Origin of the sequence: Halobellus marinus (assembly GCF_032113415.1) — an archaeon.
Classification (GTDB): domain Archaea; phylum Halobacteriota; class Halobacteria; order Halobacteriales; family Haloferacaceae; genus Haloquadratum; species Haloquadratum marinus.
The window spans coordinates 2,093,096-2,111,561 of the sequence record NZ_CP134946.1 but is presented as its reverse complement, the minus strand read 5'-3'; the positions used below and the strand labels follow the sequence as shown (position 1 = coordinate 2,111,561).

Below are 18,466 nucleotides of genomic sequence, written 5' to 3'. Positions count from 1 at the left end.
GATCGGTCGGGTGCAGTTGGTTGTGATGGCGGTACGTCGGGACGATTGCGGCGTCAGTCGACCGGGGTCACGGATCCGTTCGGTACACCACCTTCTCGTGCGTGTAGAACTCGTAGGCGCGCTGTCCCATCTCCTTGGCTTGTTCCGAGGAGGAGGCCTTCATTCCGCCGAACGGCATCTGGATCTGTGACCCGGTCGTAGTCCCGTTGACTTTGATGACGCCCGCCTCGACCTGTTCGGTGAACTGCCGCGCAGCGGCCATATCCGACGTGAAGATGCTGGCGGAGAGCCCGAAGGCGACGTCGTTGGCGACGGCGACGGCCTCGGTAAAGTCTCCGACTTCCATCACCGAAAGCACGGGGCCGAACACCTCCTCTTGGGCGATCTGCATCTCGGATTCCACGTCACCGAAGACGGTTGGTTCGATGAAGTAACCCGAATCGATGTCCTCGGGCCGGCTGCCGCCGGTCAGAAGCGTCGCACCGTCGTCGGCGGCGACATCGACGTACTCGAAGTTGGTCTCGTCCTGATCGGCCGACACCGCCGGACCCATATCCGGATCGTCCATCCCTGGCCCGATCGACAGCGACTCCGCGCGCTCGACGACTGCCTCGGTCACCTCGTCGGCAACGTCCTCGTGGACGATCAGACGGCTCGTCGCCGTGCAGGCCTGGCCGGTCAGCCCGAAGGCGCCGGCGACCGCCGCGTCGGCTGCCGCATCGAGGTCCGCGTCGGGCATAACCACGAGCGGGTTCTTGCCACCCATCTCGGTCTGGACTGGAATCCCGCGGTCGGCGACCGATTCCGCGATGTGTTGCCCCGTCCCCGTCGAGCCGGTAAACGAGATCCCGTCGATGCGTTCGTTCGTCGTCACCTCGTCGCCGACGGTCGATCCCGATCCGACGACCAGATTCAGTACGCCGTCCGGCAAGCCGGCCGCTTCGATCAGTTCGACGAGCCGCTTTGCGATCATCGGCGTCTCCGAGGAGGGCTTGAACACCACCGTGTTGCCGGTCGCGAGTGCCGTCGCGAGCTTCCACGACGGCGTCGCGATGGGGAAGTTCCACGGAGTGACGAGCGCCACGGTCCCCAGCGGCTCTCGGAACGTGTAGGTGAACGTCTCGGGATCGCTCGACGGTACGGTATCGCCGGTCGCCGTCCGGGCATAGCTGGCGATATAGCGGAAAAGCTCCGCGGCTCTGGACACTTCCGCGCGGCTCGAGGAGATCGGTTTGCCCTCCTCGCGGGTGAGCGTCGCCGCGAGTTCATCCAGGTTGTCCTCGATTCGGTCGGCGACGTCGTAGAGGATCGTGTCCCGCTCGTCGGGTGTCGTCGCCGCCCACTCGTCGCTCGCGGCGTCGGCCGCTTCGACCGCCGCTTTGGCTTGCGCTCTGTCCGCCTGCGGGAACGAGATGACGGGGTCGTCGGGTGCCGCCGGATCACGAACCGTCATCGTCTCGTCGCTTTCGCCCTCGATCCACTCGCCGTCGATGTACTGGTACTTTGTGTCTGTCATTTTATCAGTTTTCTGTCACTATTGCGTGTGTCGAATACGGTTGATCGCTCGTCGTGGACGCTCACTCGTTGATGTCGAACCCCGCACCCTGATACGAGCCCTCGAACTCGGGAGCGAGGATTTCGCTGCTGTACTCGAAGATATCCCGCCAGATCGACTCCTCGATTTCGACACCGTTGTTCAGCAGCTTTTCGACCCGCGGACCGACGCTACTCGGATGGAACGTCTCGGTGAACTCGGCCTCCCGCCGGTCGAGGAACTCCTCGACGGTGTTCTGTGCGCCGCCGGCGTACCGCGGATGGTCGGGATCGATACAGATCGTGACGAACCCGGATTCGACGTCGAGTTCGGAGCGTGCGGAGGCCTCCAGAGAGCTCCGCAGGAGCATCGTCAGCAGGTGTTCCTCGGCGGCGAGTTGCTCGTCGACGGAGGTGGTCAGAAGCGACTGAACCAGCGGGCTCTGCCGTCGCTGGTGTAGCCCCGCGTCGACGATTTTCGTGATCTCGGTCTGGGTCACCGACGGCCCGTCGAGTGTTTTCTCGACGACGGTGGGGTACGGCTCCTCCGGCACACCCAGGATGGCCCCCGATCCCTTCTCGTCGGCGTACAGTGTCAGCGCCACGTAGCCACGCTTCCCCGCCCGGTAGGCCTGGTGTCCGAGCGCGTCCAGCGTATCGTCGCCGGCGGCGGTGCTCGTACAGGCGATGCCGAGCCCGTTCTGCTCCGCCAGCGAACAGCTCAGGTCCACAGTGGGGTTGGCCGAGACGATACTCGGCTGGGCGCCGCTGTCGACGACGGAGATCTCGGCACCGTCTTCGTCGATCGACAGGCACGATCGATCGAACTCTTCGAGATCGCCTAACAGGCCGTGGAGCGTCGATAGCCCGGTTCCCCGGTAGGCTTCCATCCACCAGACCGTTTCGGCGTTCGCCCGAGCGGGGCCCTGGTCGAAGCCCGCCACGTAGAAACACCGTTCGGCGAGCTGTAGCACCTCTCGAATGCTCAGATGCATTAGTTCTCCCTCCATATGTCGGCTCGCTCTGGTTTCTCGGGATACAGCCAGTACGATTCGTCGCCGTGTTCGACGTCGACGGGCAGCGGCGCGCCCTGGAAGAACGTGCCGCGCACCCAGCCCTCGGATTTGGGGTGCGCCTTCTGGATTCCCCAGATTGCTTTGAGACACGAGATCAACGAAAGCGGGACGAAATCCCTGCCGAGCGGGTTCGCCCGGACCTCGGCGTACGGGAGGTTGTGGACGGTCTGGATGCGCTCGACAATGCTCCGGTGTTCCGGATGCTGAAGCAGGAACTCCGCGACTGTATCGGTCGCATCGAACGCCTGCAGGTCGAGTTCGAGGCGCTGGACCTGCCGTGCGATGTCGATCGGCAGCCCGTACTCCTCGTACTCGTGTTCGCCCCTGATCCCGAGGCGCGGCTCCTCGCTGTCGATGGAGCGATACCAGAAGTACCGCTGAGTGCCCGGTTCGGTCAGATCGATATCGAGGGCCCACTGGTAGCTCGAGAGGATCTGCGACTCGAGTCTGTCGAGCGTCATCCCGGGAACGATATCACTTTGCTCTTTGATCGTCAGCGTGTTCTCCAGTCCCTGAGAGACCTCCGGGTACACGTCGAGCAACAGGGAGTGCAACACCTCCTGGGTCTCCATTCCGAGTGTCTCCTCGGCCCACGCACAGAGATCAGCCCAGAGTGTCGGTTCGCCGGCGGCCTCCTCTCTGGCCGCAAGCCGGTCGTCGATCCGGGTCAGTCCGTCGGCGATAAGATCCTTCGACTGGAAGAAGTCCTTGGTGTCGCTCTCGTCGGCCCGGAACCACCGGATCGCGTCCCCGAGCAGGCTCTCGAACTGGCGGACTTCCTCGGTCGTGGGTTCGATCGTCTTCACTCTGGCCAAGGCGACTTCCCGGGCCCGGATCCAGGTGTGGATCAATTGGGGGTGGTTGATCACGTAGTGGATGATACCGATTCCGGAGGAGTTGCCGGTCCCGAGGTACCGTTTGATCTCGTAATCCAGCGTGGTTGCCTCGGAACTCCGAGAAGCCGCCATCTCCTCGGCGACGTCGAAGCCGTAGATTCGGAGCATCCAGATCGTGAGCATCTGCGCCATGTACGGCCCGCCCAGCGGGTGGTCGTCGTCCATCGCTTTGAACTCCTTCGTTCCGTTGAGTCCGTTGCCGTAGTAGCCCGACGAGCGCGTGAGATAACCGCCCTTCGCTAACCGATCGATGTCGGGCTGGTGACCGGCTGCCAGCGACTCGACGACATGATCGAAGGTGCTGGTACTCCGGTTCCCGCGCGTCCAGATCAGGATGTCGGACGTCGCGCGTCCCTCGCGCACCTTCGGCAGTTCCTCGTATTGGGACTCCATCAACTCTTCCGTCGGTTCTCCCTCACAGAGGAACCCCCACATATCCCAGTCCTCGGCGACGATCCGACCGGTGTGATCTCCCTCTCCGGCCTCGTGGGAGAAGACACAGAAGGAGAATCGACGCGACGGCGTGTCGATGCTGTACACCGCGCGGCCGACGCCGTGCTCGTCGTAGCCGCCCTCGGCGCGCTCGATCTCCCACTGTTCGCGCGTCATCTTGTCCATCAGGAGACGCGCGAAACTCAGCCGCGTCTGTTTGAGCGAGGCGAGCCGCTCGGGTTGCATCAGCTCCGATGCATCACGGAGCGGGCCCGCCTCGAATCTATCCATTTCTCTATTCACTGGCATTCATAACGGAGGTGCTCGCTCCCCAGATTAAAATCTTTGGGTGTTGGTGGCAGGCGGCCCGCGCGCCGCTTCACCACGATTAGCCGGTGACGACGACGGGACGTTCGGTGGAATAGATCACGTCCTGAGTGCTGCTCCCGACCAGTACCTTCGCGACGCCCGAGCGCTTTCGGCCGCCCATCACGATCTGGTCGGCGTCGATCTCGTCGGCGTGGTCGATGATCTCCCGCGAGACCGTCCCGACCGCCGCCGCGCGTTCGACGGCCACACCTGCCCCTTCCAACTCGTCGGCGGCGGCGACCGCCGAATCGACTTCCTCGAAGTCGCGTGGCCCGTCCGAGTACTCCTCGCGTGGCGTGACGTACAGAACCGTCGCTCGAACCTCGTCTCCGGCACCGGGAAGCGACGCCACGTATTCTGCCTGGTGTTTCGCTCGCTCTTCGTCCTGATCGACTGGTACGAGTACTTCGTACATCGTCTCACGATCTTTTATCCTAATATTTAAAATTAGGGGAGATTCACGATGATACAAGATCTGCTGGAGTGCACGGACGGACTTCTCCGTGGTAAGAGATGTTTCACGCCAATAGTCAGATTCCGTTTTCAGGTCGCGGAACGGGCCGCGACTACCAAAAATTATAAGTAATAAACACCTGGGAAGATTGGGTAGACATAGCATGTCAAGTTCGTCAGAAACGGGAGTCATCGGAGAATTCATCGACGAGATCGACCCGATCCCCTTCGTGGTCGGGGCGTTGGTGACGTTGGCCTTCGTCCTCGTGGCCGGGTTCAGAACAGACTGGATGAGTACACAGTTGGGCACCGCCTTCAACGTGTTCGGGCAGGGCCTCGCCTGGATGTACCTCGGTTCGATGAGTGCCCTCCTGATCGTCGGTGTTTACCTTATGTTGAGCAAGTACGGGCGCATCAAACTGGGTGATGGGGAACCCGAGTACAGCTACTTCTCGTACGTGGCGATGTTCTTCTCGGCTGGCCTCTCGGCGGGGATCGTGTTCTTCGGGCCGGTCGAAGCACTCACCCACTACAGCAGCGTGCCGCCGCTCTTTTCGAGTGGGATCGAAGCCAACACCCAAGCTGCGATGGTGCCGGCGCTGGCGTACAGCATCTTCCACTACGGCGTCCACGCGTGGGGTGGCTACCTCGCAATCGGCATTCCCGTCGGGTACTACGTGTACAACTACGGGATGCCGATGCGGACCTCGACCGCGCTCGCGCCGCTCATCGGCGAGGAAAACCTCGACGGTATCGTCGGCAAGACTGTCGACACGCTGGCAGTCGTCGCGACGCTCGGCGGCATCGCGACCGGACTCGGGTTCATCGCCCAGCAGTTGCTCGCCGGGGTAACGTATCGGACTGGGATCCAGTTCGGCAACGTCGAGACGATCATCGCAGTCGTCGGCATCACGGTGATCTTCACCATCTCGCTCGTTGCCGGCGTGGACCGGGGTATCAGGCGGCTGTCGGACTTCAACATCGCGATGATGGTGGTTCTCCTGATCGTCGCTCTCGTGCTCGGACCGACGCTGAACGTCCTGAACACCGGCGTGGCAGCGCTCGGAACGTACGTGCAGAACATCGGCCAGATGAGCCTCTTCACCGGGAGCGGCACCGAGGGCGGTGCCACGTGGACGTCCTTCTGGACGGTCTTCTACTGGTCGTGGTGGATCGCGTGGGCGCCGTTCGTGGGCCTGTTCCTCGCTCGGATCTCGAAGGGGCGCACCATTCGAGAGGTACTCTTCACGGCGCTCATCACGATGACGAGCGTTTCGTTCATCTGGTTCACTGTCGTCGGTGGCACGTCGATGTGGTTGCAGAACGCCGGCGCCGTCGACATCCTCGGTGCGGTCGGCGAGTACGGCGACGGCGTCGCCGGCTACGTGCTCTTCGAGTCGTTCGTGCTGGGAGACCTGTGGGGAACCATCTTCCTGATCCTGGTCATCACCTTCTTCGCAACCTCCGCTGACTCGTCGACGCTCGCGGTCGCGTTCCTGACCACAGGCGGGAAAGAGGATCCCTCGAGCCTCAACCGCGTGTTCTGGGGCGTCCTGCAGGGAGTCATCGCCTCCATCCTGATCGTCCTCGGGGGCGCCAGCGCGCTGCGGACGTCGGTCATCATCACCGGGGCTCCGTTCGCCATCGTGTGTCTGCTCGCATTCGGACTGTTCCTCGTGCGGTTGGGCCAGGATCACGACGCGATGGTGTTCGAATCCGGCTTCTCCTGGTTCAGTAAACCGGATCAGAGCGTGACACCGGACGAGAGCACTGTGCCGACTGACGACGACTGACGGCCGCTCCGCTTTTGATTCTCGATTTCTCGAAGGGCTCACAACCGAACCATTAATACCGTTCGCTGTTTCGTGCCGGATATGCCCGATCGAGCGCCCGTTTTCGACTATGCAGCCTCCGCTCCGTGGGAGCAGGTCATCAGAGCGTACGGCGGCCGCGAGGAACTCAACGAGGAGATCAGACGGCTGGTCGCCGATGGCGCCTCAAAAGACGAGTGCTGGGAGCGGATCTGGGACCACGAGGCCCGCCGGTTCGAGACGGACGCGGAGTTCCGGAAGGCTGTCCAGCGTGTCTATCAAACTGCGGGAGTCGATGTCATCAGCGTCACCCCGTGGGTCCACGAGCGGGGCGTCCCCGAACACGTGGGTCAGCGGCGCGACCTGTCGCGCTGGCAGTCACGGTTCACTGCTGCAGATTGGCTCCGGAAGATCACCTCTCCCCGAGACGTCCGGGAGGTGGCAGAAACGGACGAGGTGGGAATCATCCTGAACACTCAGAACGTCGGCGGTGCCATCGATGGCTCTCTGGAGACGATCGACGTCCTGTACAACGAGGGCGTCAGGATCTTCCAGCTCACGTACAACTACCAGAACCTGCTCGGGACCGGGTGTAACGATCCCTCCGAAGGTGGGCTGTCCTCCTTCGGCCGGGAGGCGGTGGACCGAATCAACGAACTGGGCGGCATCGTGGACCTGTCTCACTGTGGCAAGCAGACGACGCTCGATGCGATCGAATACTCGGACGATCCCGTGGCTGTCACCCACGCCGGCTGTCAGGCAGTTGCGGACCACTACCGCGGGAAGTCCGACGAGGAGATCGAGGCACTCGCCGACGCAGACGGATATATGGGGATCGTCGGTCTCCCGTGGTTCATCGCCCCGGGCGACGAAAACCCGACACTGGACGTCCTCGCGGACCACCTGGAACACGCGAGTTCGATCCTGGGGCCAGACAACGTCGGAATCGGAACCGACTTTTTCCCCGCGGATGCGCAGTTCCCCGAGGAGCTGTTGAGTTACTACAAGGAGTTCATCATCGGTCTCGGGTTCGACCGCGAAAAGGTCGAAAGCCGAACCATCGCGCGCGGTATCGGCGAGTTCGAGACCTACGAGGACTGGCCGGTTATCCCCCAGAAGCTCGGCGAGCGGTTCTCGGCAGCCGAAGTCGAGGGAATCCTGGGCGAGAACTTCCTGAACTACTGGGAGCGTGCGGTCTAACGCGTGACGGCCTAACGGGGGAGTCTGTTGCAACTGGTTGCCGATGTAGCCCGATCAGTTCTCTCGTGTTGAAAACCAGATCCACAGCCAGCAGTTTCGTTATGCAGATACCGAATCTTATCGATCGCTTTCGGGGGTATGTGCGTGAACCAGTTACGAACATATTAGTCGCTACAGGCCTTGCAGGGTAGTATGGGCCTTGACGACTCACCCAAACGATCCGTGAAAACGGCGGATACGATATTCGGGATTGTCGAATTCCTCCTCGAGAACGGTGGGTCGGGGGTGAAGGAGATCGCCGAGAGCCAAGAGATGGCCCAAAGCACCGTCCACAGTCATCTGGCGACCCTTCTCGATCACGAATACGTGGTGAAAGACGGAACGACCTACCGGCTGAGCCTGAAGTTTCTCGATCACGGAATCCACGTGCGGGGCGAACTACCGCTGACGCGGGCCGCGAAACCGGTTATCGAACAGCTCTCCGACGACACTGGGGAGGTTGCGTGGGTAGTGGTCGAGGAACACGGCCGGGCGGTGTACCTGATGAAAAGCAGCGGCGAAAACGCCGTGCGTACCCGTGGGCGGGTCGGGCGGCGAACGACGATGCACGACATCGCGGCCGGAAAGGCAATTCTCGCTCATCTGCCGGAGTCACGAGTAGGCGACATCATCGACGCCTTCGGCCTCCCAGAGCGGACCGACAACACGATTACCGAACGCGAAACGCTGGATGAGGAACTCGAATCGATCCGGGACCAGGGGTATGCGATCAACGACGGCGAAACGACTGAGAAGGTTCGCGCGGTGGCCAGCCCGATCATCTGGGACAACGAGGTCCGCGGAGCGGTCGGTATCGCCGGTCCAAAACATCGGCTGAGCGGTGAGCGGTTCACCGAATCGATTCCGACAAAAATCCTGGAAGCCGTCGATACGATCGAACTGAAGCTTGAGTATCAGTGACAAACTTGATTCGGTATTTGCATAACAGTCGGTTCAGTAGGAGATTCCGTTTCTTCGGAGTGTGAATCCTCCGTGGGACGACCAAATAAAACAGATGTACGCTTGTTATTTTCGAAATCAGTCTTCCACTGCAGGCCTCTCACCGAAGTGTCTGTTTAGCAGGTCTCGTTGGCTCCCCCGAGCGACTCTCACTGCGATTTCGACCGTAAACTGGGTTGTGAAGAATTATAAAATCAATTATAGTAACTATTTAGTATAATTTAGTATGTATTTTAAAGACACTGAGTAAATGAATTTTTTCCAGTTCGAGTATCGTATCTCACAACTTATCCACGCAGATTTTTATTTCCGACTGTTTTATTGTTGATTGGTTCTTGTTCTACGACCCCCCCAATACTACTATCTAATTTCAATTTTATATAAGAATATATTTTATTTCTTTTATTATAGCCGCAACTACTCCCCCGACCATCCGCTTACTGAGAGGATAGCTTCCTGGGACGATTACATCGATCCGACGCTCCGCCGGCCGGTGATCGACGTGGGTTCGAGAACGTACCAGTCGAAGTCGAGATTTGCGAGATCACGAGTGAAGATATCGACAGACGCCATCTCGCTTTCGGCGAACGCCGAGAGTCCGTCGCGATCACGGATTTCCTCGTTCGAGAGGCGTGATACTGACCCATCGACGATGACGCTCCGCCATTTGTCAGGCCGTTCGTACTGGGAGACTACGAGCGAAACTGCCGTCGACTCTTCCAGTCGTGATTGTTTTTCGCTCCCGTCGAAGGCAGCCATATGCATAAACAGTACCCGCTTGTCAGCGTCGTATCCGTACGAAATCGGGACCGCATACGGTGGCTCGCCGCTGAACGCGAGGGTCCCGTAGCCCTCGCTTTCGAGAAATGCGTCCATCTCCTCCGCCGACATACGCGCGCTCGCAAGGCTCCCGCCCGACGACTGGCTCCCGCCCGACGACTTTCGGTTCCGGGATTCGCTGGGTGCGTCTTCCTTTGTCCCGGGTGTTCCGGCTGACCGCTCTCGTTTGGCATCGGGCGCTGACGCCGATCCCGTCTCCAACGTCGATGCGTCCTGATCGACGACGTTCTCGAACAGCGACCGGAACAACTGGAGCGCTTGCTCGTCGGCGACGTCCGGCTGGAGGTGGGCGTGGACGTCGGCACCGGCCCCCTGAAGCGTCGCAAGCACGGTGTTGAGAAATCGGTAGACGAGTTCGGTGTCGTGGTAGGGAAGCAACGATTCGATATCCCGGAGGCAGATTTTCACCTGGCCCTCCTCCTGTTCCCACTTTTCGATCAGTTGGGAGAACGCGATCGAGATTCCAGTGAGATCGTCCGGGCTCACTCTGAATCCGTACAGCGGCGTCTGATCGCCGACCTCTGTCACTTCGGTATCTTCCTCCGCCTGCGGGGTGGTGATGATAACCGCCGCCTCGGACGGATCGTTGATCTGTTCGAGTCGTGTGTCCAGCGCGTCCCGAACGGATTCGAACGACTGCGTCGCTGTCACCTGCACCACTCTATACTCGCTTTCGTCGGTATCCGCGAAGACCTCCGTACACAACGCCTCCGAGAGATCGATTCCGGACGATTCCAGGTATAATGTCGGCCCGGAGCGCGCGGGCTGTCGCGGCTGTTCATTCGTCATAGTTCGGGCTTTCTGGTGGTGTGTATTATAATGATTACTCTCCCTTTGTACCGCCGAGCGACATCCTCGTTGGCGGCGCTCGGTGGGAAGAGACGAGTGTAATCACCATTAGGCGCTTTGCAGCTGCCTCTAGAGCCATCGATCCGGGTAGATACACACGAACGTCCCCGCTGGCTTGGGACCTGAACACTGATCTACCATCCGTCCCGGTCGAGCAGTTCCCGACGAGTGGTCCCCTCGACGTAACACTTACTTGATATTGAGTACAAAATATTCGTATGCGACTGTTGATCCCGTTCGACATCGTCCCGGTGGAAACTCAGGTGCCCCAGAGCGCATTCGGCGTCGCGCCTGCAAGTGAACGCGCAGTACGGTATGCGCTCGAGATTTATTGCGATCACGACGACCTCGAGATCATCGCGGTGCAACTCACCACCGATACGATCGATCTCGAGGAGAATATGGGTGTCGCCGAGATGCGGAAGATAGCTGACGAACTGGGCGCGAACGCGGAGATCTCGATGCACTCCGTACAGGATCTCGACTCGATGGCGGACCTGAGACAGGAGATTCTGGACGTCGTCGCCGAGGAGGACATCGAAACGGTCGTGATGGGCTACGAGGAGGACTCATTCGCCGATGCGATGTTCGCCGGCAGTACCCCGGAACAGATCCTCGAAGAACAGAAGACGCCCGTTGTGCTCGTTCCGTAACCCGAAGCGACCCGTCTGGACGGTGGTGCAAAATCGGGTCCTGAGGGAGGATCCGCTATCTCAGGCCGGAGGCGTCGTAACGGGGTGAGACTCACCCCTCCGCGGCAGTTCGCTGGTGAACTATCTGGAAGGCGTACAGAGCCGGCAGATGAGCACCCAAGCTATCGGGCCACGCTCGACGATAGCAGCAATAGCTCAACCACTAATTTTCCCGTATAAACGCCGATATTGTTTTCTAATGTCTCGCTAGTTACCCCAAATATAGTACTCTCCCACGTATTTATTCATATTTGGGAACTGAATCAAACCATTTATATCGGTGTTTCATATCAGGGACTATGACATCCGGAAACGAATCACTGTATGGCAAGCAGATGACGGAATCGGAGATCGATCAGTTCCTCGAAGAGCGCGGGTACGGCGTCCTTTCGATGGTGGCCGACGGCGTTCCGTACGGTATCCCGCTATCGTTCGGGTACGACGGGAGCGAACGCTTGTACTTCGTGTTCGTCGGATATTCCGAACAGTGGAAAAAGATGACTTTCGCCGATGAGTCGGAAACTGTGAGTCTCCTGGTCCTCGACGTGGAATCCGCATCGGAATGGCGGAGCGCGATCGTCACCGGCTCGTTCGACCGCATCACCGCCGAAGAGTGGGAACAGGCCCGTGAACTGATCGCAGAAAACGCCTTCAAGCCCGATCTGCTCGTCGACGTCGACCGACAGGACAACCCGCAGGTGTGGGTCCTCGAGGCCGAGGAAAAATCCGGGCGGGCCGTCGGGATAGACTGATACTGTCGGCTGTACCTACTGCAAGAAATTTGCGACCCCGAGATCGCGAAATTCTTCACAGACCGGCAGCCAGCAGTACGAGCTCCACCGATAACTGTGAGCCGACGCCCGATATTCATCCGTCTCCGGACCCTACGAGCCGTCGATGTCGACGGTGTGTGCGCTCTGCCGACGGCGGATCCCGACCGAACGACTCGCTGACCCCCAGGCCGTCCAAGAGCATCATCTCCGTCCCGAGCGCCGTGCGGAGAGCGCAACCGTGATGCTGTGTCGTCCCTGCCACAAACAGGTCCACGCGCTCTTCACCAACGAGGAACTGCGCGAAGGGTTCGATACGGCCGAGAAACTGCGGGAAGCCGATCGACTGGCGGACTACCGCGAGTGGATCCGCGGGACTGAGCATCTCAATATCGACGTCGACACGAGCCAGCACGTGCGAAATCGGCGATAAGCCCCCACGATCGCATCGTCCCGTCTCAGGTCGTGTTTCGTTACTGGATAGCTCTCCAGAAATGCTCTTAGGTGGATCTGAAAGGAGCCACGTTCCCGCTGATTCCAGTCCTCACCAAACAGGACCAGCAGGCCGAGGAGTGTGGGTAGCACGGAGGGAACCGATTCCTGTCCTTTTTATTTCACAGGTGACCTACCGGAAAGCGTATGCAGCAACCGCCAGAGACCGAGCCACTCAACCCGCCGGAACGAACCCTGATGGGGCCGGGACCGAGCGAGGTCCACCCCCGCGTACTCCGGGTGATGTCTGCACCGCTCATCGGCCACCTGGACGCCGCGTTCATCGAGATTATGAACGAGGTCCAGGAGCTTCTCCGATACACGTTCCAGACCGACAACAAATGGACCATCCCGGTCAGCGGGACCGGCTCCGCGTCGATGGAGACGGCCTTCGCGAACGTGGTCGAACCCGGCGAGACCGTCCTCGTCCCGACGAACGGCTACTTCGGCGGGCGAATGGAGTCGATGGCACAGCGGGCCGGCGGCGACGTCGTCACCGTCGACGCCCCGTGGGGTGAGCCGCTCCAACCCGACGACGTGGCCGCGGCCTTCGACGAGCACGACCCCGACGTGTTCGGATTCGTCCACGCGGAGACGAGTACGGGAGTCCTGCAGCCGCACGTTTCCGAACTCACGAGCATCGCCCACGAGCACGACGCCTACGTCATCGCGGACACGGTCACCTCTCTCGGCGGCGTGGAACTCCGCGTCGACGAGTGGGGGGTCGACGTCGCCTACTCGGGCGGCCAGAAGTGTCTCTCCTGCCCCCCGGGTGCGAGTCCGCTGACGGTCAACGATCGCACGATGGAGAAGGTACTCGACCGGGACACGGAAGTCCGCTCGTGGTATCTCGACCTCTCGCTTCTGGAAGGCTACTGGGGCGAGGAACGGGCGTACCACCACACTGCGCCGATCACGAACGTGTACGCGCTCCGGGAGGCCCTGCAGTTGGTCGCCGAAGAGGGGCTCGAAGCCCGCTGGGAACGGCACCGCGAGATGGCGACGAAGCTCAAGAATGGACTGGAGGATCTCGGCTTCGAGTTGAACCCAGACGACGAGTTCTGGCTGCCGTCGCTCAACGCAGTCCGTGTCCCTGACGGCGTCGACGACACTGAACTCCTAGACTACCTCAAGCGCGAGTACGACATCGAAGTCGCCAGCGGCCTCGGTGCGCTGGAAGGCGAGATTCTGCGAATCGGCTGTATGGGCTACTCCGCTCGCCCGCAAAACATCGAGTTCCTCCTCGCCGCCATCGAGGACGGGCTCGAAGCGCAGGGCTTCGAGCAGTAGCGGCTCCGAAACGCCCGCTCGGTCGACCGCGCCGCGCTGTCGTGGACACCCGTGGGTTCTCGATGGACCCCCTGCTCTCGTGGTGCCAGTCCGCTGCGGACACGTAGTCGGTGGGGAGCCCAGCGTCCCTTAAAAAAGGACTATCTATCTAGCCTGGCCAGTCACGGGGGTCGACAGTTGTAGTGAAACCGCTTGTAGGGATAGAACCCGACCGACTGTGTATGCCGCACCTCCTCTCGAAGGAACCGATCACTGACCGACCCGATCCGGAGCCCGAAGTCGTCGGACTCGATAGCCGCGATTCTGAGGACGTCTTCTCGGTGCTCGCCTCCGAGAGCGCCCGCTCGATCCTGGCCGAACTGTACCGGGACCCGGCGACGAAATCCGAACTCGCCGCCCGGGTCGGGACGTCGATTCAGAACGTCAGCCACCACCTGGAGAACCTCTCGGAGGCCGGACTCGTGGACGTGATCGACGAGTGGTACTCCGAGAAGGGACGGGAGATGGACGTGTACGCCCCCGAATCGAGCCCGTTCGTGCTGGTCGTCGGCAAACAGGACGCCGTTTCGGACGCCCGCCGGTCGATCGCTTCCGAGCCGACGCCGCAACTGGGCGACTGACATCGGTTTCGGAGCACGTGTCTGCCCGTGGGCGACCTCGATGATTCCGAAACCGTGGGGAGTTCACTCTTCACCGAACAGCAGCCCGAACGTCTCCCGTTCGGCGATCCGAAGGTGCTTGTTGAACGTCGGCTGCGTGATCCCGAGGCGTTCTGCGACCTCGCTGCCGTCGTGGTCCCGCGGCCACTCGAAGTATCCCGCCGAGAGGGCCGTCCGGAGCACTTCGAGCTGTCGATCGGTGAGTTCCGCGCGTACCTGGTCGCTCAGCTCCATCGGCGTCTGCTCCCGTTGCCGGTGCTGTCGTTTTGCGACCAGTTCCAGGGACGGCGCGATGTCGCTCATCCGCTCGACGAACGACCGGACGTCGGTCTGCGTCGGTACCTCGACTCTGATGACCGTCCCACCGGGATCCGCTCTAGCTTCGCGCAGTCGACCCCCGTACGCCGCCAGTGGAGCCCCGAACCACTCGTCGGTCCGCATCTCCACCACCAACGGGTCGGTCTCGGTTACGACGTTGACCGACCCGGGCAGCGACCGTCGCGCGAGCTCCGGCCCGTCCTCCGGTATGCCGCCGGCGAAACTGAAATAGACGCTCACGGAGCCGTCTTCCCGAGCGGCAGTCCGTTCGAGTCGCACGGTACAGTCGGCAGCGGTAGCAGCGCGAGCGAACGGGAGGGCGTCGCCCGGACCACGGAACTCCAGTTCGACGGTCTCGTCGGATTCGAGGGCTCGTCGCCGCTCGATCGCCGACAGTGCGTTCGCAATCGTCTTTCCCAGCTGTCCGAGCACGTCACGTTCGCGGTCCGCGAAGGCCTGCGGCGTGTCGGTGCCGATCGTCAGCACGCCGTGAACGATTCCCTCGTGCATCAACGGAACGGCACAGAGCGACTGGTAGCCCGCCGAAAGGGCGTTTTGCCGCCAGTTTCCGGACAGCCCCTCGTCCACTAGCGAGTTCACCACCCGGACCGATTCGTTGCGCCAGGCCGCCACGGCGGGGTGGGGATCTGCCGCACCGTCGGTCGTCGTCAGATCCATCGCCGCGACGTACTGTTCCCCGGTGCCGACGACTGCCCTCGCGGTGAGCCGGTCGCTGCCGACCTCGACGCCTCCGATCCACGCGAGATCGTACGGTCCGGCGTCGACGAGCCGCTCACAGACCGCGGTTTCGACCTCAGTACGGCTCGAGGCATCGGTAACCGCCGCCTCGACCTGCTGGGTGAGGCTGGCGATCCGGTCCAGGCGCTCCGCCCGCTCGGTCTGTGTCCGGAGCTGTTCTTCCTGTGCGGCCAGCCGTTTCTGCCCACGGAGGTGATTGAGTGCAGCTTCGAGCGTCGCAGCGAGGATGTGTGCCCCCTGAACACTTTCGGAATCGAGCGACTGCTCGGCCGTCCCGACCAGCAGGACACCGTGGTTCCCGAGTGTGAGAACCCGCCAGGCGTCGAGAGACTCGGGAATCCCCGATGTGCTCTCCGAGATGACACTCCTGGCGTCGGTCCCGGTCCTGGCGGAGGTCACCGGCTCCCCGGTCGCGAACGCGTCCCAGAGCGGCCCGTCGTCCGGTCCGACAGCATCGAGACCAGCCTCGGCGAGAAGCGGGCCGGCGAGCGACTCGGGGCGAAGCACGCCGTCCTCACCGTCGTAGAGGAACGCGCCGATCGCGGGCAACTCCAGTGTCTCACTACCCGCCGTGACTGCCGTTTCGGTGGCTTCTGCGGGGGAGTCAGCCGTCACGAGATCGTCGGTCGCCTCCTCGAACGACGCCACGCGTCGCTCCCGTTCTTTGCGATCGGTTACGTCGCGGTTCACGGCGATCCAGCGATCGACGTCGCCGCGGTCGTCGTACACGGGATATCCACGGACGCTGATCCACCGGACCTCGCCGTCCTCGTGTCGGACACGATACTCCAGTTCGTACGTGTCCTGTGGCTCGCGGTCCGGATCGGTGAGATCCGTGCGGATCCGTTCGTACTCCTCCCGGAACCACTCTCTGTCGTCGGGATGGACCCGTTCGATGAACGCCTGGGGGTTCTCGTAGATCCGGTCAGTCGGGATATCCCAGAGTTCCTCGAAGGACGGAGAGGCGTAGTAGACCTCCGTTTTGTCCGGCGAGGACATATAGATGGCCTCGTCGACGCGTCTGGCGATCACGCGGAGATTCCGCTCCGTTCGCTTCCGTTCGGTGACGTCGCGGCTGACGATCACGACCCGCGGCGGCCCGCGATCCCACTCGAGCGGGTAGTACTCGGAGTGCACCCACCGGATCCCCCCGTCCGGGCGTCTGATCCGATACTCGACGGAGTATCTGTCCGACGCGGTATCGGATTCCACGTCGTCGACGATGCGGTCGACGAACGCCCGGTAGTCACCCTTGTCGTCCGGATGGAGCGTATCGAAGAACCCGTTTTCGTACGTCTCCCGGATCTCGTCGAGCGTCTGCCCCCAGATCTCCTCGTACCCGGAGCTGAGGTACTCCGGGGGCTGTGAGTCCGTCGGCAGTTCCTCGACCGGGGTGAGATAGACCGCTTCGTCGATGCGGTCCAGGATCGCACGCAGGCGCTGCTCCGTGCGGCGGTGTTCGGTGACGTCCCGACCGAGCCCGAGATACCGCTTCTCGCCGCCGATTTCTGCCGTCGTCCCCTCGATTTCCAGCCAGCGATGCTCGCCGTCGGCGGTTTCGACCTTCCACTCGACAGGTTCCGCCTCTCCCGATTCCATCACTCGTTCGACGACCGCCCGGGCCTCGGACATCGTGTACCCCTCGTCGGTAACGCTGACCCCGTCGACGTTTCGGTCGAGGATCTCCTCGCGGCTGTAGCCCAAAAGCTCGCACATCGCCCGGTTGGCGTCGACGATCTCGCCGGTCTCGGGGTCGTTCACCGTGATCGGGCTGTTGACGCCGTCGAAGATCTGCGCGTACTCGCGTTCCCGGCGTTTCCGTTCGGTGATGTCGCGGACGCTTCCGAGGATGCGCTCTTCGCCCCGAATCTCGACGACGCTCAGGTGAACTTCGACCGGGAACGTCTCCCCGTCGGCCCGCTGGTTGCGCCACTCGAAGAGCTGTGGGCCCTCCTCGCGTGCCATCTCGATCTGCTCCTGTGTCCGCTCGTAGGCGAATTCGGGCGCGGTGACGACGTCGATCGTCTCCCCGATCAGATCCTCGCGGTCATACCCGTTCATCTCGCAGAAACGGCTGTTGACGTCGCGGATCTCGCCGGTTTCGGGATGGTGGACCACGAGCCCGTCCGAGACGTTCTCGAAGAGGTTGCGGTAGGTCACTTCGAGTTCGCGGCGTTCGGTCACGTCACGGGAGACGACGAACACCTGATCCGCCCCGGAAGCAGTGGCCGGCGTGATCGTCGCCTCCAGCAGTCGGTTGTCGCCGTCGGCCGTCTCGATCCCCCACTCGACGGTTTCGGGGTCGCCGGTCGTGGCGACCCGCCGCTGGAGTTCGTAGGCGCTCTCCCCCGTGTATCCCTCAGCCTCGACACTGAGCCAGGAAACGCCGCGGTCAAGTAGCGTCTCCCGGTCGTAGCCTGTCAGTTCGACCATCCGCTCGTTGACATCGACCAGGTTCTCGGCCCACGGGTCGTGCAGACAGACGCCGTCGTTGATAGTGTCGAAAAGCGTCCGCATCCCGCGCGGATCGCCCGCCGAGGTGACTGCCGTAGCGATCCGTTCCCCGACGAGATCGGGATCGGTGTCGAGCAACTCCCGAGGCATCGCCTCGTCGGCCCCGACGGCGAGCGCCTCGGTCACGCGGTCCGTAGTCCAGGTGTCGGCCAGGATAACGACAGCGACGGAATCCGACCCGTCGCCCCATCGACTGGCTGCGTCGACGACGTCGATCGTCGAGCACCCACCGTCGGCGACCACGCAGTCTGCCCGTTCGGTGTCGATACCACCGGCTGTCGGCTCGACCGCGTCTATCTCGAAGTCGATGCTGGCGTCGTCCTCCCATCCGGTCAGCGCCTCGACGACCCGATCTCCTCCCACCACTGCGATCTGCAGTGGACGGGCCCCCACGGGAAACATACACATAGTCCCTGGTTCGACGGTTGTAAATCGTTCGTGTGCGGGGTGTCGGAAGGTGAGCGGGGGCGAACCGGAGAAAATCACATGCCGTTGCGGAATAAACGGGGCACAA

Annotated in this window: 14 protein-coding genes; 8 read left to right on the top strand and 6 right to left on the bottom strand. The window is 61.9% G+C overall.

The features are described 5' to 3' along the window. Positions 1 to 67: 67 nt before the first annotated feature. From RJT37_RS10600 to RJT37_RS10585, 4 genes are all read right to left on the bottom strand, one after another. Complete coding sequence (locus RJT37_RS10600; RefSeq protein ID WP_313684257.1) at positions 68 to 1,516, bottom strand: aldehyde dehydrogenase family protein; 1,449 nt, start codon at positions 1,514 to 1,516, stop codon at positions 68 to 70. A 61-nt stretch (positions 1,517 to 1,577) separates the two neighbouring features. Beyond that, positions 1,578 to 2,543 carry a hypothetical protein gene (locus RJT37_RS10595; protein ID WP_313684255.1) on the bottom strand — a complete coding sequence of 322 codons (966 nt, stop codon included), beginning with the start codon at positions 2,541 to 2,543 and terminating at the stop codon, positions 1,578 to 1,580. Next, a complete protein-coding gene (locus RJT37_RS10590) occupies positions 2,528 to 4,246 on the bottom strand; it encodes a hypothetical protein (protein WP_313684253.1) in 1,719 nt (572 codons plus the stop codon). Before RJT37_RS10590 ends, RJT37_RS10595 begins: the two co-directional genes overlap by 16 nt. 79 nt (positions 4,247 to 4,325) lie before the next feature. Further along, complete coding sequence (locus RJT37_RS10585) at positions 4,326 to 4,721, bottom strand: universal stress protein (protein ID WP_313684251.1); 396 nt, start codon at positions 4,719 to 4,721, stop codon at positions 4,326 to 4,328. Between the two features lie 202 nt (positions 4,722 to 4,923). Between RJT37_RS10585 and RJT37_RS10580 the strand changes: the two genes are divergently transcribed. The 3 genes from RJT37_RS10580 (at position 4,924) to RJT37_RS10570 (ending at position 8,730) form a co-directional block, all read left to right on the top strand. Beyond that, entirely contained in the window at positions 4,924 to 6,552 is a 1,629-nt protein-coding gene (locus RJT37_RS10580) for a BCCT family transporter (RefSeq protein ID WP_313684250.1), read from the top strand. A gap of 81 nt (positions 6,553 to 6,633) precedes the next feature. Beyond that, positions 6,634 to 7,770, top strand: a complete 1,137-nt coding sequence (locus RJT37_RS10575) for a dipeptidase (RefSeq protein ID WP_313684248.1) — start codon at positions 6,634 to 6,636, stop codon at positions 7,768 to 7,770. A 192-nt stretch (positions 7,771 to 7,962) separates the two neighbouring features. Continuing rightward, the gene (locus RJT37_RS10570) at positions 7,963 to 8,730 is read left to right on the top strand and encodes an IclR family transcriptional regulator (RefSeq protein ID WP_313684247.1); all 768 of its coding nucleotides are present in this window, start codon (positions 7,963 to 7,965) and stop codon (positions 8,728 to 8,730) included. A 504-nt stretch (positions 8,731 to 9,234) separates the two neighbouring features. Here RJT37_RS10570 and RJT37_RS10565 read toward each other — a convergent pair. Continuing rightward, positions 9,235 to 10,398 (bottom strand): pyridoxamine 5'-phosphate oxidase family protein, encoded by a 1,164-nt coding sequence (locus RJT37_RS10565; RefSeq protein WP_313684246.1) that lies wholly within the window; start codon positions 10,396 to 10,398, stop codon positions 9,235 to 9,237. 278 nt (positions 10,399 to 10,676) lie between these two features. On the opposite strand from RJT37_RS10565, the gene RJT37_RS10560 reads away from it, so the two are divergent. The 5 genes from RJT37_RS10560 to RJT37_RS10540 all read left to right on the top strand — a co-directional run bounded on the left by RJT37_RS10560 (position 10,677) and on the right by RJT37_RS10540 (position 14,322). Further along, a complete protein-coding gene (locus tag RJT37_RS10560; protein ID WP_313684244.1) occupies positions 10,677 to 11,111 on the top strand; it encodes a universal stress protein in 435 nt (144 codons plus the stop codon). Between the two features lie 338 nt (positions 11,112 to 11,449). Then, positions 11,450 to 11,902 (top strand): pyridoxamine 5'-phosphate oxidase family protein, encoded by a 453-nt coding sequence (locus tag RJT37_RS10555; RefSeq protein WP_313684242.1) that lies wholly within the window; start codon positions 11,450 to 11,452, stop codon positions 11,900 to 11,902. 145 nt (positions 11,903 to 12,047) lie between these two features. Further along, the gene (locus RJT37_RS10550) at positions 12,048 to 12,353 is read left to right on the top strand and encodes a hypothetical protein (protein WP_313684241.1); all 306 of its coding nucleotides are present in this window, start codon (positions 12,048 to 12,050) and stop codon (positions 12,351 to 12,353) included. A 206-nt stretch (positions 12,354 to 12,559) separates the two neighbouring features. Next, positions 12,560 to 13,702 carry a pyridoxal-phosphate-dependent aminotransferase family protein gene (locus RJT37_RS10545; protein ID WP_313684239.1) on the top strand — a complete coding sequence of 381 codons (1,143 nt, stop codon included), beginning with the start codon at positions 12,560 to 12,562 and terminating at the stop codon, positions 13,700 to 13,702. Positions 13,703 to 13,923: 221 nt separating this feature from the next. Then, positions 13,924 to 14,322, top strand: a complete 399-nt coding sequence (locus RJT37_RS10540; RefSeq protein ID WP_313684237.1) for an ArsR/SmtB family transcription factor — start codon at positions 13,924 to 13,926, stop codon at positions 14,320 to 14,322. Positions 14,323 to 14,385: 63 nt separating this feature from the next. Here the strand turns inward: RJT37_RS10540 and RJT37_RS10535 are convergent, their stop codons facing one another. Then, a complete protein-coding gene (locus RJT37_RS10535) occupies positions 14,386 to 18,354 on the bottom strand; it encodes a PAS domain S-box protein (RefSeq protein WP_313684235.1) in 3,969 nt (1,322 codons plus the stop codon). Positions 18,355 to 18,466: the final 112 nt, after the last annotated feature.

Coding starts and splice junctions, on each gene's coding strand:
- RJT37_RS10600 (WP_313684257.1), bottom strand. CDS start 1,516: ATGACAGACACAAAGTACCAGTACATCGACGGCGAGTGGATCGAGGGC.
- RJT37_RS10595 (WP_313684255.1), bottom strand. CDS start 2,543: ATGGAGGGAGAACTAATGCATCTGAGCATTCGAGAGGTGCTACAGCTC.
- RJT37_RS10590 (WP_313684253.1), bottom strand. CDS start 4,246: ATGCCAGTGAATAGAGAAATGGATAGATTCGAGGCGGGCCCGCTCCGT.
- RJT37_RS10585 (WP_313684251.1), bottom strand. CDS start 4,721: ATGTACGAAGTACTCGTACCAGTCGATCAGGACGAAGAGCGAGCGAAA.
- RJT37_RS10580 (WP_313684250.1), top strand. CDS start 4,924: ATGTCAAGTTCGTCAGAAACGGGAGTCATCGGAGAATTCATCGACGAG.
- RJT37_RS10575 (WP_313684248.1), top strand. CDS start 6,634: ATGCCCGATCGAGCGCCCGTTTTCGACTATGCAGCCTCCGCTCCGTGG.
- RJT37_RS10570 (WP_313684247.1), top strand. CDS start 7,963: ATGGGCCTTGACGACTCACCCAAACGATCCGTGAAAACGGCGGATACG.
- RJT37_RS10565 (WP_313684246.1), bottom strand. CDS start 10,398: ATGACGAATGAACAGCCGCGACAGCCCGCGCGCTCCGGGCCGACATTA.
- RJT37_RS10560 (WP_313684244.1), top strand. CDS start 10,677: ATGCGACTGTTGATCCCGTTCGACATCGTCCCGGTGGAAACTCAGGTG.
- RJT37_RS10555 (WP_313684242.1), top strand. CDS start 11,450: ATGACATCCGGAAACGAATCACTGTATGGCAAGCAGATGACGGAATCG.
- RJT37_RS10550 (WP_313684241.1), top strand. CDS start 12,048: ATGTCGACGGTGTGTGCGCTCTGCCGACGGCGGATCCCGACCGAACGA.
- RJT37_RS10545 (WP_313684239.1), top strand. CDS start 12,560: ATGCAGCAACCGCCAGAGACCGAGCCACTCAACCCGCCGGAACGAACC.
- RJT37_RS10540 (WP_313684237.1), top strand. CDS start 13,924: ATGCCGCACCTCCTCTCGAAGGAACCGATCACTGACCGACCCGATCCG.
- RJT37_RS10535 (WP_313684235.1), bottom strand. CDS start 18,354: ATGTTTCCCGTGGGGGCCCGTCCACTGCAGATCGCAGTGGTGGGAGGA.